Origin of the sequence: Micromonospora sp. NPDC049049 (assembly GCF_040649115.1) — a bacterium.
Lineage (GTDB): Bacteria > Actinomycetota > Actinomycetes > Mycobacteriales > Micromonosporaceae > Micromonospora.
In genome coordinates this window covers 28,901-44,586 of sequence record NZ_JBEZEX010000020.1, presented here as the reverse complement: position 1 = coordinate 44,586, position 15,686 = coordinate 28,901, and the positions used below count along the sequence as shown (strand labels likewise).

At 71.2% G+C, this 15,686-nt stretch carries 13 protein-coding genes; 8 read left to right on the top strand and 5 right to left on the bottom strand.

Annotation, left to right across the window (positions count from 1 at the left end):
* Nucleotides 1–13: 13 nt before the first annotated feature.
* Genes AB0B68_RS20765 through AB0B68_RS20750 form a run of 4 tightly spaced genes read right to left on the bottom strand, consistent with a single transcriptional unit; the run spans nt 14 to nt 6,421 of the window.
* Nucleotides 14–973, bottom strand: coding sequence for a hypothetical protein (locus tag AB0B68_RS20765; protein ID WP_355009397.1), 960 nt, complete (start codon nt 971–973; stop codon nt 14–16).
* 55 nt (nt 974–1,028) lie between these two features.
* Nucleotides 1,029–3,503, bottom strand: a complete 2,475-nt coding sequence (locus tag AB0B68_RS20760) for an SMC family ATPase (protein ID WP_357261853.1) — start codon at nt 3,501–3,503, stop codon at nt 1,029–1,031.
* Nucleotides 3,503–4,651 (bottom strand): exonuclease SbcCD subunit D, encoded by a 1,149-nt coding sequence (locus AB0B68_RS20755; RefSeq protein ID WP_357261849.1) that lies wholly within the window; start codon nt 4,649–4,651, stop codon nt 3,503–3,505. Before AB0B68_RS20755 ends, AB0B68_RS20760 begins: the two co-directional genes overlap by 1 nt.
* 18 nt (nt 4,652–4,669) lie before the next feature.
* A complete protein-coding gene (locus AB0B68_RS20750; RefSeq protein WP_355009400.1) occupies nt 4,670–6,421 on the bottom strand; it encodes an ATP-binding protein in 1,752 nt (583 codons plus the stop codon).
* A 234-nt stretch (nt 6,422–6,655) separates the two neighbouring features.
* Here AB0B68_RS20750 and AB0B68_RS20745 point away from each other — a divergent pair, with 234 nt between their 5' ends.
* Complete coding sequence (locus AB0B68_RS20745) at nt 6,656–7,174, top strand: SigE family RNA polymerase sigma factor (RefSeq protein WP_357206980.1); 519 nt, start codon at nt 6,656–6,658, stop codon at nt 7,172–7,174.
* Nucleotides 7,167–7,916, top strand: coding sequence for a hypothetical protein (locus AB0B68_RS20740; RefSeq protein WP_357206982.1), 750 nt, complete (start codon nt 7,167–7,169; stop codon nt 7,914–7,916). Before AB0B68_RS20745 ends, AB0B68_RS20740 begins: the two co-directional genes overlap by 8 nt.
* A gap of 4 nt (nt 7,917–7,920) precedes the next feature.
* On the opposite strand, the gene AB0B68_RS20735 is transcribed toward AB0B68_RS20740, so the two are convergent.
* Nucleotides 7,921–8,667 carry a pyrimidine reductase family protein gene (locus AB0B68_RS20735; RefSeq protein ID WP_357261845.1) on the bottom strand — a complete coding sequence of 249 codons (747 nt, stop codon included), beginning with the start codon at nt 8,665–8,667 and terminating at the stop codon, nt 7,921–7,923.
* 150 nt (nt 8,668–8,817) lie between these two features.
* Here AB0B68_RS20735 and AB0B68_RS20730 point away from each other — a divergent pair, with 150 nt between their 5' ends.
* The 6 genes from AB0B68_RS20730 to AB0B68_RS20705 all read left to right on the top strand — a co-directional run bounded on the left by AB0B68_RS20730 (nt 8,818) and on the right by AB0B68_RS20705 (nt 15,497).
* Nucleotides 8,818–9,381: a plasmid pRiA4b ORF-3 family protein gene (locus AB0B68_RS20730; protein WP_357206984.1), complete on the top strand. Its 564-nt coding sequence runs from the start codon at nt 8,818–8,820 to the stop codon at nt 9,379–9,381.
* 345 nt (nt 9,382–9,726) lie between these two features.
* Nucleotides 9,727–11,016, top strand: coding sequence for an extracellular solute-binding protein (locus AB0B68_RS20725; protein ID WP_357206986.1), 1,290 nt, complete (start codon nt 9,727–9,729; stop codon nt 11,014–11,016).
* A gap of 109 nt (nt 11,017–11,125) precedes the next feature.
* Nucleotides 11,126–12,097, top strand: a complete 972-nt coding sequence (locus AB0B68_RS20720) for a sugar ABC transporter permease (RefSeq protein ID WP_357206988.1) — start codon at nt 11,126–11,128, stop codon at nt 12,095–12,097.
* A gap of 10 nt (nt 12,098–12,107) precedes the next feature.
* Entirely contained in the window at nt 12,108–12,950 is an 843-nt protein-coding gene (locus tag AB0B68_RS20715; protein WP_357206990.1) for a carbohydrate ABC transporter permease, read from the top strand.
* Complete coding sequence (locus tag AB0B68_RS20710) at nt 12,947–14,368, top strand: GH1 family beta-glucosidase (protein ID WP_357206992.1); 1,422 nt, start codon at nt 12,947–12,949, stop codon at nt 14,366–14,368. The genes AB0B68_RS20715 and AB0B68_RS20710 overlap by 4 nt, the downstream gene beginning before the upstream one ends.
* Before the next feature lie 82 nt (nt 14,369–14,450).
* On the top strand, nt 14,451–15,497 hold the full coding sequence (locus AB0B68_RS20705; protein ID WP_355009408.1) for a LacI family DNA-binding transcriptional regulator: 1,047 nt from the start codon (nt 14,451–14,453) through the stop codon (nt 15,495–15,497).
* The last annotated feature ends 189 nt before the right edge of the window (nt 15,498–15,686 follow it).

Below are 15,686 nucleotides of genomic sequence, written 5' to 3'. Positions count from 1 at the left end.
CCAGTGTCCGCGCTCATCGGGCGGCGCGGGCCGCGGCGGTCAACGCACGGTGCAGCAGCCGGGAATCGCCGAGCAGGGCCCGCAGTCGGCGCTCCAGGCCGGCGATCGGGATCAGGTTCTGCGGGGCCCGCGGATCCTTGTACGGGGTGGAGGCGAAGCGCGGCAGGGTCACCAGCGACAGGTCGGCCAGCTCGATCGCCGCCTCGACGGGCAGGTCGGCGGAGCACTCCACCCGAACGATGCCCGCCCACGGCGCGCCGGTCGCCACCGGCAGCCGCAAATACCACGACCAACCGCCCCAGGCGGTGCCGAGCCGGAACACCGGGGAACGCTCACCCGATGCCATACCCGTCACCACAGCGGTCAGCCGGGCGTCCAGGTACTGACTGTGCTGCGTCTTGATGTAGCCCAGGGTGCGCGGCAACTGCCGACGACTGCGCAGCGGGCCGTCCACCACCAACAGGTCACCGTCGACCCGGGCGGCGTCGGACACCGCCACCTCCAACGCGGTCAGCGGGCCCTGCACGGCGGCCGGCAACTTCGCCAGCTCACCGGTGCCACCCACCCGGTGCACCGGGTAACGGATCGCGCCCGCCACCACGTCCTGCGCCGACGGGCTCGCTGTGAACAGGCCCCGACCAACCCGGGTACCCGCCAACTGCGCCGCACCCCGCCCCAGGTCACACCGGACCACCCCGGCCGCGTACGAGGCGGCCAACCCGGGGAACGACAGACCGTCGGTCTCCGCCGTCCAGATGCTGGCGTCGATGCGCCGAACCCCGTCGACGAGCAACACCACGTCCGGCGCCCGCACCCCGGGGCGTACCCCGATCGCCCGCCAGTCCACGGCGGGCAACTCCACGTCCGCGTCGACCTGGGCGCTGCTCGGCGCTGCCGGCCCGGCGGTCGACGCCTCGAACGACGCCCCGTACGCCGGATCCCACGAATCCACGAAGAACGCGGCGTCGCTCACCGGGCCGGCCCCTCGTCAGCGACTGCGCTGCTCCCGTGCGCCGCACTCCCCGCGCTCACCGGCCGGTCCGTTCGATGCGTGACGAGCGCGCGTCCTTGCGCACCTCGAACCGGACCGGGATCCGCTCGGCCAGCGCCGGCACGTGGGTGACCACACCGACCATCCGATCGCCCCGGGCCGCCAGGTTCTCCAGGGTCGCCGCCACCGTGTCCAAGGTGGCGGCGTCGAGCGTGCCGAAACCCTCGTCCAGGACGATCGACTCCAGGCTCGCCGCCGTTGTCGACATGCCGGCCAACTGCTCGGAGAGCGCCAACGCCAACGCCAGCGACGCCTGGAACGTCTCACCGCCGGAGAGGGTGCGCACACCCCGGCGCAACCCCGCGTCGTGGTGGTCGACCACCACGAACTCGCCCTTGTCGTGCACCAGCTCGTACTGACCGGAGGAAAGCTCCCGCAGGATCCCCGACGCGCCGTCGACGAGCAGGTCCAACGCCTCGGCCAGCAACCACCGCTCGAAGTTGTTGGCCCGCAGGTGCCCGGCGAGCGCGCGCGCCACCTGCGCCTCCCGCTCGTGGCCCGCCCGCTGCTCGCGCAACGTACCGGCCTGCTCGCGACGCTCGTGCAGCCGCCGCCGGTCGGCGTCGGCCCGCTCCACCGCCACCGTCGCCGCGTGCACCGGGTCGTCCCCGACCGGCACGTCGGCGGCGGCGAAGATGCCAGCGATGCCCCGCTGCACCCCGTCGGCCACCGACTCGGCCTCCGCGACGGCGTCGGCCCGGCCGGCCCGCTCGGCGCGCCGGAGGTCCGCCTCGGTGGTCGCCCACCCGGTCAGCGCCGCCCACGCGGCGGCCACGTCGTCCCGGTCGGTCGCCGGAGGGCCGAACCGGGCCAAACCGTCACGGGCGGTGTCGAAGGCCCGCCACGCCGCCCGCAGCCGCTCCTCGGCGGCGTCCACCCCGGCCCGGGCCTGCCGAGCGGCCTCACGGCCGGCCCGGACCGCTGTCGCCGCCTCCTCCAGCGCGCGCCGCAACCGGGCATGCTCGGCCAACTCCCGGCGCAGCACGGCCGGCTCGGCCGCGCTGGAGAGCTGCCCGTCCAGCTCGGCCAGCCGGGCCTCCATCTGCTCCTGGCGCGCTCGCGCCTGCACCAGCAGCCGCTCCAGCTCCCGCGCCGCCGTGTCCCGCTCCTGCACCGTCGCCTGCGCGGCCTTGGAAGCGGCCCGCGCCGCCTTGCCCGCCGCCGTCGCGGCGGCCACCGCCGAATCGGCCGGCACCGCCGGCACCTCGGCCACCGGCTGCTCGCACACCGGGCACGCCGCACCGGCATGCAGGTGCACCCGCAGGCTCACCGCCAGATCGGTGGCCTTCGCCTCCTCGTGCGCCCGGAAGGCCGCCTCCAGCTCGGCGTCGGCCCGCTCGGCGACCACCCGTGCGGCGGCCAGCGCCGCCACCGCGGCGGTGTGCTCGTCATTCGCCGCGCGCACCGTCGCCCGGACCGTCTCGGCCTCACCGGACAGCCGATCCCGATCGTCGTACGCCCGCAGTTGCAGTCGCAGCGCGCTCTCGTCACCGGCGGCGGCCAGCTCGCCGCGCAGCTTGTCCTCCCGCTCCTCGGCCAGCGACACCCCGGCCGCCGCCGCCTCGGCGTCGGCCCGCGCCGCGGCGACCGCGCGGGCGACAGCGGTCACCCCACCCGGCGCGCGCACCCCGGTCAGCACTGTGAGCTCGTCGTCCAGCGCGGTCAACGCCGCCGCGGCCTCCCGTGCGGTGACCCGGGCCGCCGCCAGCTCCGGCACCGCCTCGGCCACCGCCGCCGCCAGCTCGGCCATCCGCTCCACCCGGGCGTCGGCCTCGGCCAACGCCTCGTCGTCCACGCCGGTCAACCCGGCGAGCACCTGGTCGACCGCCTCCAGCCGGGCCTCCGCCTGCGCGGCGCGTGCCGTCGCCTTCTTCTGGACGTCCTCGTAGACGCCGAGGCCCAGCAGGTTGACCAGGATCTGCTGCCGGGTCGCCGGCTTGGCGTGCAGGAAGTCGGCGAACTGCCCCTGTGGCAGCACCACACAGCTGGTGAACTGCTCGTACGGCAGCCCGACCGCCTCCAGCACCGCCTGCTCCATCTCGGCGGGGGTGCCGGCCACCACCTCGCCGAGGTCGTCCGGGCTCAGACCGGTGTCCAGTTTGGTCACGTCAAAACCGGCCGGCATCAGCTGCAACCCGGCGTTCGCGGTCTTCACGTTGCCCCGGCCGTCCCGGCGGACCACCCGGGTCGCCACGTAACGGGCGCCGCCGGACTCGAAGACCAACCGCACCCGCGCCTCGGTCGCCGACGGCGCGAGCGCGTTCGCCAACCCCCGGGCACCACCCCAGCGGGGCACCATGCCGTAGAGGACGAAGCAGATCGCGTCCAGCACCGTCGACTTGCCCGAACCGGTGGGGCCGATCAGCGCGAAGAAATCGGCGTCGGTGAAGTCGACAGTGGTCTCGTCCCGGAAGACCGTGAAGCCGGCCATGTCCAACCGCATCGGACGCATCAGTGCTCGACCTCCTCGAAAAGCTCGTCGAAGAGCTCCTGGACACCCTCGTCGGCGTGACCCCGGCTGTCCAGGTAGTCGGCGAACAACTCCCGGGGCGAACGCCCCGACCGCTGCGCGATGCGCGCGCCGCTGCCCGGCGCGGCCAACAGCTCCGGGTCGATCCGGATCTCCAGGGCCCGGGGGAGCAGCTCCTGGATCTCCTCGCGCAGGCCGGCGCGGGGTTGCTCCCGCACGTACACCCGCAGCCACGCGTCCGGTGTCTCGATCTCGGCGAGCTGCTCCAGGGTGCCGCGCACCGTCCGCAGCGCGCTCGCCGCCGTCACCGGCACCTCCCGCACCCGGGCGGCGGTGCTGGCCGTCACCTCGACAATCGTCACGGAGGGGACGTTCTCCTGCTCACCGAAATCGACAGCGAGCGGGCTGCCGCTGTAGCGCACCGGGCAGGGGCCGACGACCCGCTGCGCCCGGTGCAGGTGGCCCAGCGCCACGTAGTGCGCGGTGGCCGGGAACACCGTGGCCGGAACCGCGTAGCCCAGCACCGTGTGCGCGTCGCGTTCGCCGCCGCCGGTGGTCGCGCCGGTCACCGTCAGGTGCGCGGTGACCAGGTGCACCCGGTCCGGCTCGGTGAAACCCTCGGTGAGTCGCCCCAGCACCCGGCCCAGGTGGTCGGCGTACGTCTGGTTGGTCTCCGCGGCGGTCAGCTCGTACATCTCCAACGCGCGCACCGCGTACCGCTGGGACAGGAACGGCAACGCGGCCAGCCGCCACCGCTCGCCACCGGCGGTGGTGCCGTCGATGACGTGCTCGTCCGGGTTTTCCCGCACCCCGCCGCGCAACGTGATGCCGGCGGCGTCGGCCCACGGACGCAACGCGTCCAGCGCCGGGCCGTTGTCGTGGTTGCCGCCGATCGCCACCACGTCCGCGCCGGTACGCCGCAACGCCGTCAACGCCCTGGTGACCAGGCGGGTGGCCTCCGAGCTGGGCGCGGCGGTGTCATAGAGGTCACCGGCGACGATCACCAGATCCGGCTGTTCCGCACGGGCGATCTCGATCACCCCGGCCAGCACGGCCTTGTGCTCGTCGGCCCGGGACTGCCCCTTGAGCACCTTTCCCACGTGCCAGTCGGAGGTGTGCAGGATCTTCATGGCTGTGCCGGCCCCTAGCTAGAACGGGATGTCGTCGTCGGTGCCGCCGCCGGAGCCCACCACGGCGAACGGGTCGGCGGACTGGGTGATCGAGCGCAGCGTCTCCGATGGTGCCCGGCCCGCCTCGGAGACCCGGGTGGCCCAGGCCGGGAACGGGAACTCCAGGCAGAGCGGCACCGGGATGTCCGGCTGGTTGACGAACATGGTGCCCGGCTTGGCCAGCAACGCCCGCTGGCGCTGCGCGGGCGGCAGGAAGCCGTACTCCGGGCGGGACGCCTCGGCCGGGTCGAGCCGGCCGACCACCCGGATCGCCGAGTTGGTGACGATTCGCCGCTCCACCTCGCTCGCCGTCTGCTGCGCGCCGATCAGGATCACCCCGAGCGAGCGGCCCCGCTCGGCGATGTCCAGCAGGACCTCCTTGATCGGCGAGGAGCCCTCCCGGGGGGCGTACTTGTTGAGCTCGTCGAGGACGACGAAGAGCAGCGGCTTGGCGGTGCCCGACTTCTCCTTGCGCTCGAACTCGCTCTTGAGCGTCACGCCGACCACGAACCGCTGCGCGCGGTCGGGAAGGTTGTGCAGGTCGACCACTGTCACCTGGGCCGACTCGCTCGTGTTGATGGAGTGGGGGCGGCGGGTGGCGAGGTCGCCACGGATCAGCCGGGCCAGGTCCTTCTTGCTGCCGATCAACCGCCGGGCGAACGCGTTGACGGTCCCCAGCCCCACAGCGCTACCCGCCCAGTCGGAGCGGGTCTCGTCGTCGTTGAGCTGATCGACGATGTGGTCGACCAGATCGCCGTAGGAGCCGAGCCGCACCCCGTCGATGCTCACTCCGCCGTCGGCGGGCTGGGCGTAGCGGGCCAGGTGCGCGGCCACCGAGTGGACCACCATCGTGTACTGCTGGCGCTCGTCGTCGGCGTCGGCGAAGACGTACGGCAGCAGGCGGTCGGTGCAGAACTCGCTCAATGTCCAGTAGAACGCGTCGACCCCGGTGAGCCGGCTGCTCACATCCGGCGTGCCGGCCGAGTCACCGACCCGGGGCGGGGCGTACACCCGCACGTCGGGGAAGGCACCAGCGCTCAACCCGAGCTTCGCGTACGCGGCGCGGGTGGGCTCGTCGAGGCGGGTGTTCGGGTGGTCGAGGAAGAGCAGATCCTCGCCCTTGACGTTGAAGATCAGCGCCTTGGCGTTGACCGCGTCGCCGCCCAGCACGCCGGAGCGGAACACCGAGTAGAGCAGGAAGGTGGCGAAGCTGGTCTTGGTGGCCACCCCGGAGATGCCGGAGATCGAGACGTGCGCGCCCCGGCTGCCGTCGAGGAAGTCGGCGTTGAGGTAGACCGGGACCCCGTCCCGACCCATCCCCATCGGGATGCGCCGCTCCATCCGGTCGAAGTGCAGCGCGCGGGCCCGGGCGTCACCCTCGGCCCGGTGCACCACAGCGCCCGGTGTCGGCGGCACATACAGCTCCGGATCGACCCGGGTGGTGGTCACCTCGGCCGCCTCCTGCACCTGCGCGGGCAGGGTGCCGTCGGCGATGGCGAACACGTCGGACTCGAACTGGGCGCCCTCGTGCCGAGCGCGGACCTGGGTGACCACCCCGGCGATCGTCACCGGCTCCCGGTCCGGCAGCTCGCGCCGGGTGACCACCACGTCGTCGAGCTGGAGGTAACTGCCCGGGGCGACGGCCGTCCAGAACTGCAACGGGGTGGCGTCGGCGGTGCCCAGCACGCGGCCGACCACGCCGCCCGGGCTGTCGAGCTCGGCGTCGGTCATCGGGCGGCTCGGGTCGGTCGGGCATCACGGTCGGCGCGCATGCAGTGCATCCTGCCCGAGGAGTACGACAGGTCGCCACGCGACGCGGCGGACGACACCATGCGCCGTCACACTCATGACGCTGGGTGTTCGACCGAGCGCATGAGGTGGGCGGGAGTCGTGTTGGCGTGCACCGCGCGAGGTCCGGACTCAACTCCCGGGGTACCGGGCGCGTTACCTAGGCATGGAGCACGTATGAATGACGACTTCGGCGCCTTCGTCGCGACGAGCGGCCCGCGACTGCTCCGCTTCGCCGTACTGATCACCGGGCAGCGGGCGGACGCCGAGGACCTGTTGCAGGAGGTGCTGGAGCAGGCGTACCCGCGCTGGCACGTGGTCCGGCAACGGCAGCCGGAGGCCTACCTGCGTCGCGCCATGACCAACCGATTGGTCAGCCGGTGGCGCTCCCCGTGGAACCGACGTCGGGTCGCCGGTCTTCCAGAGGCGGTGCCGCAGCAGGATGAGATGACCCGGGTCGACGACCGGGAGTTGCTGCTGACGGCGCTGCGGGAGCTTCCACCGCGGATGCGGGCGGTGGTGGTGGTCCGGTACTGGCTCGGTTTCTCCGAGGCGGAGGCTGCCGCCGAACTGGAATGTTCGGTGGGCTCGGTGAAGAGCCAGGCTTCGCGTGGTCTGCGCCGCCTGCGGGCCCGACTGGAGGCGGCCGGTGTTCCCCCACTCGACCTCGACCTCGCGGAGGAGAACCATGCGTGACAACGAGGTGGCGGCCCTGCTCGACCACGCCGTCGCGACAGTGGAGCTGCCACCCGGTCTCGCCCAACGGGTCGTCACGAGAAGCCGGGCGCGTCGCCGTCGGCGTCTGCTGCTCTCGGGCGGCACGGTGACCGTGGTGGTCGCCGCTGGGGCACTGCTGCTCCCGCAACTGGGACCGGCCGGTCGCGGTGGCGGCAGCGAGGGCGGGGGCACCGCGTCGAACGCGGCTGCCGACGTCCCGACCGGGATCGTCGGTTCCGACGGTCGACCGGTGACGCAGGCGCAGGTCGTCGCCGTCGGCCGGATCGGGACGGAGACGCTGGTGCTGCTGCGACGGGAGCCGCGCGCCGAGGAGCGGGCCGCCGGGGGACAGGCGGCCGAGGTGCTGATCACCCCGGACGGGGGCGGTCCGCGCCGGTTGCTCGACTACCTCTCGTACGACCTGGCCTGCGTCGATGGTGACGCGGTCTGCGCAGCCGTCCGATCCACCGGCAGCGGGCTGGGCGTGGCCGTGGCCCGGCGCTCCGGCGGTCGGCTCTACGTCCTGGTCCAGGCTCCGCAGGGGCGTACCGTCGAGGTCGTCGCCGACGGCGTGTCGCATCCCCTCGGCGCGGCACCGCGCGGCGCGGTGGCCGAGGTGGTCGCCGCCGAGCCGTACGACGAGGTGCAGGTCTGGGCGAGCACCGCCGACGGCCAGCGCTACCGGATCCCGTGGGCTCCCGGGGCGGTGCTCACCGACTGAGGTCTCACGGGCGGGCGTGGCGGAGCATCAGGACGCCGTCGTCGGAGGCGAGCACGTGGCGCAGTGGCAGGTGCCGGGGCGGTGCGGTGTCGCCGGCGGTGATCCGGCCGGGGCCGGCCCCGGCCAGCAGCGGCGAGACGGTGAGGCACAGCTCGTCCACCAGGTCGGCGGCGGTGAGCGCGCCGAACAGGTGCGGACCGCCCTCGCAGAGCAGTTGGGTGAGCCCACGGCGGTGCAGCTCGGCGAGACCGGCGGCCAGGTCGACCCGCTCGGCGCCGCAGCGAAGCACGTCGGCGACGTCGGTGAGACCGGACGGGGGATCGGCGTCGGCGTGGGTGAGCACCACCGGGCGGGTCGGCGCGTCGGCGAAGGCGGCCTGCGCCGGGTCCAGGTCGAGGGAGTTCGAGACGACCACCAGCGTCGGGTACTCCGCCAGCCCGTTGGCCAGACGCCAGGCCCGGCGGCGCTCGTTGAGCCGGACCGCCCGGTACTTCTCGTGGCGCAGTGTGCCGGCGGCCACCACCAGCGCGTCGCAGACCATCCGCAGCAGGCCGAACACCCGCTTGTCCGGCTCGCCGGAGAGCCCGGCCGAGTAGCCGTCCACGGTGACCGCGCCGTCCAGGCTGGCCACGAAGTTCACCCGCAGTCGGGGCTCGTCGGCGCGGCCGTAGAGGGCGGTCAGCGTGGCGTCGTCGAGCGGCTGCGTCGACGGCTCGGGCCAGAGCCGTCGGATCGGAATTCCGACGGTCATTCGTCGGCCGGACCGGTGACCGGAGGGGTGGGTTCGGCGGTACGGTGCTGGCAGTCGCACCAGTTCCGGCCCGGGCAGTCGTCGTGTCGCCGGGCCCGGCACGCTCGGCAGATCATGCTCGCAGCCTAAGCCGCGGGAGGACAGGACAGCATGGCGCGTCAGATCTTCCAGCTGAAGATGTCCCTCGCCGGCACCCGCCCGCCGGTCTGGCGCCGGGTTCTCGTGCCGGCCGGCTACACGCTGGATCGGCTGCACCGGGTGGTGCAGCACGCGATGGGTTGGCGGGACTGCCACCTGCACTCGTTCGAGATCGACGCGGTGCAGTACGGCGAGCCGGACGCGGACGGGGAGTTGGGGTTGCACGACGAGCTGGACGTGCGGCTCGACGCGGTGCTCGGCAAGGGCAGCCGGTTCTCCTACACGTACGACTTCGGCGACTGGTGGGAGCACGACCTGGTCGTGGAGGACGCGTTGACGGCCGACCCCGACGAGCGGTACCCGGTCTGCGTGGCCGGGGAGCGGGCCTGCCCGCCGGAGGGTGTCGGCGGGTCGTTGGGCTACCAGGCGCTCCTGGAAGCCGTGGACGACGAGAGCGACACGGCCGACCTCGTCAGCTCCCGCCACGCGATGCTGCGGGACTGGGCGGGTCCGACCTTCGACCCGTCCCGCTTCGACCCCACCCGCGCGACCACGCTCCTGCGCCACTTCTGCTGATCCACCACCCACCCCACCCACCCCACCCACCACCCACCCCTGCCGCGCCCCGACCGAGCGTTGTCGATCAAGAGGTTTGCGTCAGCTGGGCTCCGCTTTCTGACCGAAACTTCTTGATCACCCGGTGGGGCGGGGGGTGTGGTTGGGGTTGGTGCGGGGGGAGTGGTCAGGGGTAACGATCTGGGAACGCTCCCAACGTCCTATTGACACTCCCGTTACCCGCCGGCAATCTCATGGGAGCGCTCCCGGAGGTGGCATGGGTCACTCACGCATCCCCGGCCTAGCGCGATGAGACACCCCCCACCACAACCACCCAGCCTCACCACCGGAAAGAGGGGTCAGCGCATGAGTGTCACCACGCGGCGTACCCGCCTGGCGGCCGCTGCCCTGGCCGCGATCACCGCAATCGGCGGACTCGCGGCCTGCGGCAACGACGACGACAAGCCAGCGGCCGGCGAGAAGCCCGCCAAGTTGGTCGTCGACACCTTCGGCGAGATGGGCTACGACGATCTCGTCAAGCAGTACGAGAAGGACACCGGCATCAAGGTCGAGCTGCGCAAGACCGCGCAGCTCGGTGAGTACCGGCCGAAGCTGGTCCGCTACCTGGCCACCGGCAAGGGCGCGGCGGACGTCACCGCCCTGGAAGAGGGCATCCTCAACGAGTTCAAGCCCAACGCGCGTAACTGGGCCGACCTCACTCCGCTGGTCGCCGACCACTCGAAGGAATACCTGCCCTGGAAGTGGGAGCTGGGCAAGGCGCCGGACGGTCGACTGATCGGCCTGCCGACCGACGTCGGCAGCCTCGCCGTCTGCTACCGCAAGGACCTGTTCCAGGCGGCCGGCCTGCCCACCGAGCGTGACCAGGTGTCGGCGCTCTGGCCGGACTGGAAGGGCTTCCACGACGCCGGTCTGAAGTACAAGCAGGGCAGCGGCGGCAAGGCGTTCATCGACTCGATCACCGCCGTCTCCAACGGTGTGCTCTTCCAGGGCAACGGTGACCTGTTCTACGACAAGGAAGACAACATCATCGCGGACACCAGCCCCGCGGTGAAGAACGCCTGGGACACCGCCACCTCGATGGCGGACATCTCCGCCAAGGCGTCCACCTGGTCGCCGGAGTGGTCGGGTGGCTTCAAGCAGGGCACCTTCGCTGCCACCTTCTGCCCGTCGTGGATGCTCGGCATCGTGTCGGACAACTCCGGTCCGGCCAACAAGGGCAAGTGGGATGTCGCGTCCGTGCCGGGCGGCGGCGGTAACTGGGGCGGCTCGTGGCTCGCGGTTCCGGCGCAGAGCAAGTACCCGAACGAGGCGGCGAAGCTCGCCGAGTACCTGACCAACGCGAAGAGCCAGGTCGAGGCGTTCAAGCTCAAGGGCCCGCTGCCCACGAACCTGGAGGCGCTGAAGAACGAGGCGTTCATCAGCTACACCAACGAGTACTTCAGCAACGCGCCGACCGGCAAGATCTTCGGCGAGAGCGTCGCCAAGATCCAGCCGACCCACCTGGGCCCGAAGCACCAGGCGGTGAAGGAGAACGCGCTCGAGCCGGCTCTGCGGGCGTTCGAGAACGGGCAGGCCGACAAGGCGAAGGCCTGGGAGCAGTTCACGAAGGACGCAAAGACTCAGGGTGCCTTCTGAGTGATTCCCTGCCGGTGGCGTTCGGGGCTTCCCGGACGCCACCGGCCGGTCCCCTCCGCGTAGCGCCCTGCGCGAGGGCCCCCGGGCCTCGCCGGAAAAGGAAATTCGCATGAGCCTGTCGGCCACGACGGCACGGCCGTCGCCAGCAGCACCGCCTTCTCCCGACGTCGATCGCCAACGTCGACGGGGAAGATTACTCAACCGCCTCGATGTGAAGTACTCGCCGTACCTCTACATCGCCCCGTTCTTCCTGATCTTCGGTGTGTTCGGGCTGTACCCGATGGTGCGTACGGCCTGGATGTCGCTGCACGACTGGGACATGATCGGCGACCACACGTTCATCGGCTTCGACAACTACACCCGGCTGGTGTCCGACGAGTACTTCTGGAACGCGCTGGTCAACACGTTCGGCATCTTCGCCCTGTCGACCATCCCGCAGTTGTTGCTCGCCCTCTTCCTGGCGAACCTGCTCAACCGGACCCTCCTGCGCGCCAAGACCTTCTTCCGGATGGCCATCTTCATGCCGAACGTGGTGTCGGTGGCCGCGGTCGCGATCGTCTTCGGGATGCTGTTCCAGCGGGAGTTCGGTCTGTTCAACTGGCTGCTCAGCTTCGTCGGTGTCGACCCGGTCGACTGGGACGGGCACCGGTGGAGTTCCTGGACGGCCATCTCCTCCATGGTCAACTGGCGGTGGACCGGGTACAACACCTTGATCCTGCTCGCCGGCATGCAGGCCATCCCGAAGGACCTCTACGAGGCCGCGGAGATCGACGGCGCCGGCCCGTGGCGACAGTTCTGGCAGATCACCCTGCCGATGCTCAAGCCCACCTTCATCTTCGTCGTCATCCTGTCCACGATCGGCGGCATGCAGCTCTTCACCGAGCCCCTGCTCTTCGGTAACGGCAACATCATCGGCGGCAACCAGCGGGAGTTCCAGACGCTGGCCATGTACATGTACGAGATGGGCATCGTGAACCTGAACACCGCCGGCTACGGAGCCGCGGTCGCCTGGGCGATCTTCATGATCATCATCGTGGTGTCGCTGTTCAACTTCCTACTCGTCCGCCGCTCGGCGAAGTGAGGAGAGATCGATGATCTCGGCTTCCCAGCGCCTGTGGCGCACCAGCCCGCTGACCTACCTGGCGCTCGTCCTGGCGGCACTGCTGTCGATCTACCCGTTCTACTACATGCTGGTGATCGGCAGCCGCAGCCTGGACAACATCAACGACGTGCCGCCGCCGCTGACCCCCGGTGGCGCGTTCGGTGACAACTTCCAGCGGGTGCTCGACAACGACGCCGCCAACTTCCTCACCGGCATGATGAACTCGATCATCGTCTCCTCGGTGGTCACCCTGTCGGTGGTGCTCACCGGTTCGCTGGCCGGGTTCGCCTTCGCCAAGCTGAAGTTCCGCGGCAGCAACGCCCTCCTGCTGGCGATCATCGTCACCATGATGATCCCGACCCAGATGGGGCTCATCCCGCTCTGGGGCATGATGCAGGACCTGGGGTGGTACGACACGCTCTACGCGGTCACCGTGCCGTTCCTGGTCACCGCCTTCGGCGTGTTCATGATGCGGCAGTACGCCAGCCAGGCGATCTCCGACGAGCTGATCGAGGCCGGTCGCGTCGACGGGGCCAGCACGTTCCGGATCTACTGGAGCATCGTGCTGCCCGCGCTGCGTCCCGCCGCCGGCGTGCTCGGTCTGCTGACCTTCATGGAGACCTGGAACTCGTTCCTCTGGCCGTACGCCATCCTCACCCCGGAGAACCCGACCCTCCAGGTCTCGCTCTCCTTCCTCTCGTACGCCTACTACACCGACTATTCCCAGGTGTTCGCCGCCACGGCGATCGGCACCATCCCCCTGGTAATCGTCTTTCTCGTGTTCGGCCGCCAGATCATCGGCGGGATCATGGAAGGTGCCGTCAAGTCGTGAGCAACCCCGCCAGCCCACCCGCCGTCGACGTCCTCGACGAGCGTCCCGGGCTGACCTTTCCACCCGGATTCCTCTGGGGGGCCGCGACGGCGGCATACCAGATCGAGGGGGCGGCAGCCGTGGACGGCCGCACCCCGTCGATCTGGGACACCTTCAGCCACACCGACGGCCGCGTCCTCTCCGGGCACACCGGCGATGTGGCGTGCGACCACTACCACCGCCTCGGCGAGGACGTCGCGCTGATGGCCGAGCTGGGCCTCAAGTCGTACCGTTTCTCGGTCTCCTGGTCCCGGGTGCAGCCCGGCGGCGTCGGCGCGGCCAACCCGCAGGGCCTGGACTTCTACCGGCGACTCGTGGACGAGCTGCTGGCCAACGGCATCGAGCCGTGGCTCACCCTCTACCACTGGGATCTGCCGCAGCCGCTCGAAGACGCCGGCGGTTGGCCGGCCCGGGACACTGCGGCCCGCTTCGCCGACTACACCACCCTGATGGCCGACGCGCTCGGTGACCGGGTGCGCTACTGGACCACGCTGAACGAGCCGTGGTGCTCGGCGTTCCTCGGCTACGGCTCCGGCGTGCACGCCCCCGGCCGCACCGACGGAGCGGACGCGGTGCGCGCCGGCCACCACCTGATGCTCGGTCACGGCCTGGCCGTGCAGGCACTGCGGGCCTCCCGGCCGGGCGCCGAGGTGGGCGTGACAGTCAACCTCTACCCGGTCGACCCGGCCAGCGACAGCCCCGCCGACGTGGACGCGGCGCGGCGTATCGACGGTTTGGCCAACCGGTTCTTCCTGGACCCGCTGCTGCGGGGGTCGTACCCGGAGGACCTGGTGGCCGACCTCAGCACGGTGACCGACTTCGAGCACGTGCACGACGGCGACCTGGCGACCATCTCCACGCCGCTGGACCTGGTCGGGGTCAACTACTACAGCCGGCACGTGGTCGCCGCGCCGGTCGAGGGCGTGGAGGCCGACCCGGCCCCCTCGTGCTGGCCGGGCAGCGAGGACGTCCGGTTCGTCAGCCGTGGCGTTCCGGTCACGGACATGGGCTGGGAGATCGACGCCCCGGGTCTGACCGAGACGCTGCGCCGGGTGCACGACTACACCGAGCTGCCCCTGTACGTCACCGAAAACGGCTCCGCGTTCGTCGACTCGATGGTCGACGGGCAGGTCGACGACGTCGATCGGCTGGCCTACTTCGATGCCCACCTGCGCGCCGCCCACGAGGCGATCGACGCCGGAGTGCCTCTGCGGGGATACTTTGCCTGGTCGCTGATGGATAATTTCGAATGGGCCTGGGGTTACACCAAGCGGTTCGGCATGATCCACGTCGACTACGACAGTCAGGTCCGCACCCCCAAGTCCAGCGCCAAGTGGTACGCCTCGGTGATCCGGCGCAACGGTCTGGCCGCACAATAGGCTCGGGCCAGCCATCAGGACGGCCCCGGCGTCCACCTCCCGCAGGTGGCGCCGGGTCCGCCCGCCGTCGGAGGAGCACACGATGACAACGCAGCGCACCCGGTCGCTCGGGCGCCCGACCCTCGACGCGGTCGCGGCGCGTGCCGGCGTCGGTCGGGGCACAGTCTCCCGCGTGGTCAACGGCTCGCCCCAGGTCAGCCCGGAGGCCCGGGCCGCGGTCCAACAGGCCATCGCAGAGCTGGGGTACGTGCCGAACCGGGCCGCCCGTGCGCTCGTCACCCAGCGGACCGACTCCGTCGCGTTGGTGGTGTCCGAATCCGGCGAGCGGGTCTTCACCGAGCCGTTCTTCGCCTCCATCGTGCGGGGGATCAGCTCCGGGCTGCTGGAGACGCCGATGCAGCTCTGGCTGGCCATGGCCCAGTCGCCGGTGGAACGGGAGCGCGTCGAGCACCACCTCACCAACCAGCACGTCGACGGCGTACTGCTGCTGTCGTTGCACGACTCCGACCCGCTGCCGACGCTGCTGGAGGAGCGCGGCCTGCCCGCCGTGCTCGGCGGTCGGCCCGCCCGGATGCTGCAACCCGGCGCCCAACCGGCCTGGTTTGTCGACGTGGACAACGTTGGCGGGGCCCGGCAGGCGGTGGAGTACCTGGCGAGACAGGGCCGGCGGCGCGTCGCCACCATCGCCGGTCCGCAGGACATGGGTGCCGGGCTGGCCCGTCTGGCTGGCTACACCGATGCGGTCAAGGCCACCGGCGCCAGCGTCAACCCCGACCTGATCGCGTACGGCGACTTCAGCGAGGGCAGCGGCGCTGCCGGAATGCGCCGACTGCTGGATGTCTGCCCGGACCTGGACGCGGTCTTCGTCGCGTCCGACCTCATGGCGTTCGGCGCGCTGCGTACCCTGCGGGAGGCCGGCCGGCGTGTGCCCGAGGACGTCGCGGTGATCGGCTTCGACGACGCGACCATCGCCCGACAGGCTGAGCCGCCGCTGACCACTGTCTTCCAGCCGGTGGAGGAGATGGGCCGGCAGATGGCCCGCCTGCTGGTGGCCCGGATCCGTGGCGAGGAGCTACCCGCCTCCCACATCCTCCTGGACACCCAACTGATCCACCGAGCCTCCGCCTAACCCCACCCCCACCCCGCCCACCCGGTGTCGATCATGGGGTTGGTCTGGACATTTCCGGCATTCCAGCCCGTCAACCTCATGATCACGAAGGCTGGCGGGGAAGGTCGCGCTCGTTCCTGGATGTAGTGGCCTTCGGGCGAGCGCACACCACTACATCCAGGATCGGGCGCGATCTTGGGGTGTGGTGGC

What these genes read in the sequence shown, in the direction of transcription:
- AB0B68_RS20715 (WP_357206990.1), top strand. Translation starts at nt 12,108, where the DNA reads ATGATCTCGGCTTCCCAGCGCCTGTGGCGCACCAGCCCGCTGACCTAC.
- AB0B68_RS20750 (WP_355009400.1), bottom strand. Translation starts at nt 6,421, where the DNA reads ATGACCGACGCCGAGCTCGACAGCCCGGGCGGCGTGGTCGGCCGCGTG.
- AB0B68_RS20745 (WP_357206980.1), top strand. Translation starts at nt 6,656, where the DNA reads ATGAATGACGACTTCGGCGCCTTCGTCGCGACGAGCGGCCCGCGACTG.
- AB0B68_RS20755 (WP_357261849.1), bottom strand. Translation starts at nt 4,651, where the DNA reads ATGAAGATCCTGCACACCTCCGACTGGCACGTGGGAAAGGTGCTCAAG.
- AB0B68_RS20740 (WP_357206982.1), top strand. Translation starts at nt 7,167, where the DNA reads ATGCGTGACAACGAGGTGGCGGCCCTGCTCGACCACGCCGTCGCGACA.
- AB0B68_RS20760 (WP_357261853.1), bottom strand. Translation starts at nt 3,503, where the DNA reads ATGCGTCCGATGCGGTTGGACATGGCCGGCTTCACGGTCTTCCGGGAC.
- AB0B68_RS20705 (WP_355009408.1), top strand. Translation starts at nt 14,451, where the DNA reads ATGACAACGCAGCGCACCCGGTCGCTCGGGCGCCCGACCCTCGACGCG.
- AB0B68_RS20720 (WP_357206988.1), top strand. Translation starts at nt 11,126, where the DNA reads ATGAGCCTGTCGGCCACGACGGCACGGCCGTCGCCAGCAGCACCGCCT.
- AB0B68_RS20730 (WP_357206984.1), top strand. Translation starts at nt 8,818, where the DNA reads ATGGCGCGTCAGATCTTCCAGCTGAAGATGTCCCTCGCCGGCACCCGC.
- AB0B68_RS20735 (WP_357261845.1), bottom strand. Translation starts at nt 8,667, where the DNA reads ATGACCGTCGGAATTCCGATCCGACGGCTCTGGCCCGAGCCGTCGACG.
- AB0B68_RS20725 (WP_357206986.1), top strand. Translation starts at nt 9,727, where the DNA reads ATGAGTGTCACCACGCGGCGTACCCGCCTGGCGGCCGCTGCCCTGGCC.